This window comes from Paracraurococcus ruber, assembly GCF_004353985.1.
GTDB classification, from domain to species: Bacteria; Pseudomonadota; Alphaproteobacteria; order Acetobacterales; family Acetobacteraceae; genus Paracraurococcus; species Paracraurococcus ruber.
Genome location: NZ_SMOA01000443.1, coordinates 1 through 2976, shown reverse-complemented (window position 1 = coordinate 2976; position 2976 = coordinate 1). Strand labels below are relative to the sequence as shown.

Below are 2976 nucleotides of genomic sequence, written 5' to 3'. Positions count from 1 at the left end.
CGGGCCGGCGCTGGCCCAGGCCAGCGCGCCCCAGGCGGCCGCGGCGCCGGCCAGCGCGGCCAGCCAGCCCGGCCCGGCCGTGCTGCCCAACCCGCGCGACGCCTATCCGAAGCCGCCCTTCCGCCGGCAGGAACAGCCCTGGCCCGGCCTGGCCGGCCGGATGGAGCCGCGGCCGGACCATGGCGAGCACAGCTATGGCGGCAATGGCCGCCTCGCCGGCCGGCGGGCGCTGGTCACCGGCGGCGATTCCGGCATGGGCCGCGCGGCCGCCATCGCCTATGCCCGCGAAGGCGCCGACGTGGCGATCAACTACCTGCCCAGCGAGGAGCCGGATGCGCGGGAGGTGGTGGCGCTGATCCAGGAGGCCGGCCGCAAGGCCGTCGCCATCCCCGGCGACCTGCGCGACGCCGCCTTCTGCCGGCAGATGGTGGAGCGCGCGGTGCGCGAGCTGGGCGGGCTCGACATCCTGGTCTGCAACGCGGCGCGGCAGCAGACCCGCGCCTCGATCCTCGACGTCTCGGACGAGGATTTCGACGCGACGATGAAGACCAACCTCTATGCGCCCTTCTGGACCATCAAGGCGGCGCTGCCGCACCTGCCGCCGGGCGCCGCCATCATCGGAACGACGTCCGAGCAGGCCTATGACCCTTCGCCCGAGCTCTACGACTACGCCCAGACCAAGGCGGCGACGATGAACTACGTGAAGTCGCTGGCGAAGCAGCTGGCACCGAAGGGCATCCGGGTGAACGGCGTGGCGCCGGGGCCGATCTGGACGCCGCTGCAGGTCTCGGGCGGCGCGACCATGGAGAAGCTGGAGCGGTTCGGCGGCCAGACGCCGCTCGGGCGGCCGGGGCAGCCGGCCGAGCTGGCCTCGATCTATGTCCAGCTGGCGGCGGCCGATGCCGGCTACGCCACCGGGCAGGTCTATGGCGCGGCGGGCGGCAGCGGCCAGCCCTGAGCGGAGCCGGGGAAGGCCGCGCGGCGCGCCCTGCGGCCGGGGAGGGGCCGCGCGGCGTCGGGGACCCTGCCGCCGCAAGGCCGGTAGCCCCGGGCCGCCTTTTCCCAGCGGCATGAATGCTCCATGCATGCCGCGCGCCCGGACGGGCGCCGCGGCCGATGCCGCGTCGCCAGGGTTTGCGGCGCCGACCGCCCGGCGGTCGAGGGGCCGTTGATCGGTCACGATCAACGGCGGTCAGCATGAGGCAGCGCCGCCGCGCCCCGGGCGATGCACGGTCCCCGCCCCCCTTCGGGCACCCCCGGCGGCGGCAAGGGCCGGCCGGGCCGCGGGCCGTTCCGCCCGGCCATGCATTTCCCGCGCTTTCAGGGGGATGCGGCCGGACCTAGACTGCGCCGATGCTCCAGACCCGGCCGCGCGTCGCGCTCTTCGTCACCTGCCTCGTCGATCTCTACCGGCCCAATGTCGGCTTCTCCGCGATCCAGCTGCTGGAGGAGGCGGGCTGCCTGGTGGAGGTGCCGGCGGCGCAGACCTGCTGCGGCCAGCCCGCCTACAACAGCGGCGACCGGACGACGGCGAAGGACCTGGCCCGTGCCGTGGTGGATGCCTTCCTGCCCTATGACTACACCGTGGTCCCCAGCGGGTCCTGCGGCGGCATGATCGCGCACCACTATCCCGGCCTGTTCGGGGACGACCCGGAATACCGCGGCAAGGCCGAGGCGCTGGCGGCCCGCACGCATGAGCTGGTCAGCTTCCTGGCCGACGTGCTGGGGGTGGCGGGCGTGAAGGCCCGCTACGAGGGCACGGTCACCTACCATGATTCCTGCGCCGGGCTGCGCGAACTCGGCATCAAGCAGCAGCCGCGGCAGCTGCTGGGCAGCGTCGAGGGCCTGACCCTGAAGGAGCTGCCGGATGCCGAGATCTGCTGCGGCTTCGGCGGCACCTTCTGCGTGAAGTACCCGGACATCTCGACCCGCATGGTCACCGACAAGGCCGCCGCCATCGCCGCGACCGGCGCCGACACGCTGCTGGCCGGCGACATGGGCTGCCTGCTGAACATGGCCGGGCGGCTGAAGCGCGAGGGCAGCCCGGTGAAGGTCCGCCACGTGGCCGAGGTGCTGGCCGGCCGCGTCCACGAAGCCCCCGCCATCGGTGACCCGTCATGAGTGCCGCGCTGCAGCTTGCCCCGACCGACCCGCTGCTCGATGCCGTCGCCCGGCAGGGCTTCGCCCTGGTCCGCGGTGCCGCGATGCAGGCCCGGCTTGGCCTGGACGACGCCGCGCTGGCGGCTTTCGCCGCCAGCTGGGAGCGGCTGGAGGTGGACCGCTTCATGGCCGATGGCGGCCGCTACCGCCGTCGCCGCCATGCCAATTTCACCGCCCGGGCCGGCAGCCCCGGCCATCTCCGCGGGCCGCACCGGCCGCACTACCAGGCGCTGGTGCACAACAGCCTGAATGGCGGCGTCGAGCGCTGGTTCGGCGCCATGGAGGATGCGGTGGCGGAGGGCGCGCCGCTGCAGGCGCTGCTCGGCCTCGGCCGCGCCGTCGCCGATGCGCGGCAGCCCGGCCAGGACTGGTACGTCGAGGTCCACCAGTTCCGGATCGAGGCGGCGGCCGGCGCCCCCGGCTTCCCGACGCCCGAGGGCGTGCACCATGACGGGGTGGATGTGGTGCTGATCGGCATGATCGCCCGCACCAACCTGGAGGGCGGGGAGACGCTGGTCACCGACGACGAAGGGCAGGCGCTGGCGCGCTTCACCCTGCTGGACCGGCTGGACACCGCCATCATGGACGATTCCAGGGTGATGCATGGGGTGACGCCGGTGGCGCCGGCGGATCCCGCCCTGCCATCCTGCCGCGACGTGCTGGTCATCACCTGGAAGCGGGGCGGCCCGCCGGGCTGAGGGAAAGGGTCCGGGCTACCGCGTCCCGGCGCGGCCGGGCTGATTGCCGCTGCCCACGCCGCCGGCGCCGCCGGGCGCGGTCGGCGGCGGCACGCCCCCGCCGGTGGCCGCCGCGCCG

General features: G+C 74.6%; 3 protein-coding genes. All 3 read left to right on the top strand.

Annotated elements, in window-relative coordinates:
• Positions 1-958: SDR family oxidoreductase (locus E2C05_RS30460; protein WP_408901642.1), on the top strand; the 958-nt coding region annotated here is incomplete at its 5' end.
• A gap of 395 nt (positions 959-1353) precedes the next feature.
• Positions 1354-2121, top strand: coding sequence for a (Fe-S)-binding protein (locus E2C05_RS30455; protein ID WP_133223359.1), 768 nt, complete (start codon positions 1354-1356; stop codon positions 2119-2121).
• The gene (locus E2C05_RS30450; RefSeq protein WP_133223358.1) at positions 2118-2858 is read left to right on the top strand and encodes a 2OG-Fe dioxygenase family protein; all 741 of its coding nucleotides are present in this window, start codon (positions 2118-2120) and stop codon (positions 2856-2858) included. Before E2C05_RS30455 ends, E2C05_RS30450 begins: the two co-directional genes overlap by 4 nt.
• The last annotated feature ends 118 nt before the right edge of the window (positions 2859-2976 follow it).